This is a genomic window from Dellaglioa sp. CoH-57-MRSF-16, assembly GCF_056782055.1.
Genome location: NZ_JBXAXZ010000077.1, coordinates 1 through 411, shown reverse-complemented (window position 1 = coordinate 411; position 411 = coordinate 1). Strand labels below are relative to the sequence as shown.

General features: G+C 56.2%; 1 protein-coding gene. It reads left to right on the top strand.

Annotated elements, in window-relative coordinates; all coding sequences use genetic code 11:
• On the top strand, positions 1-411 hold a 411-nt coding region (locus AC1RPH_RS07935; protein ID WP_481762046.1), incomplete at both ends, for a hypothetical protein.

Genomic DNA, 411 nt, shown 5'->3' with positions numbered 1-411 from the left:
TGATTGTATAGACCCATCCAACGGTATTTTTATGTACACCCCCTCCCTCAACCCCCTCGGCACTCCAGACGTGACGACGATCCACTACGTCAACTCTTACCCGGGCGCTGGCAAGACATATGCTGCGCTCAATATCGCGGAGGCTACGCTTAATGACCCCACAGCCAACTACGTTTTGGTGTACGCGGCCCCTACGCTGCGTCTGCTTTCGCAGTTCCGGGCCGATCTGCTGCGACGCAAACCTGCGGCAAAGTCTCGCGTTCATCTCATTGACTCCGAATCTGATGATCTGGCTGTAGCCCAGCAACTAGAGGGCAAGTTGAACGGTGCCTCTGTAGGTTCGTTTCGCGTCAAGAAGGCTGAGGACGGTGACGTGATTCTGTGCACGCACGACTGCTTGCTGCGGGTTCG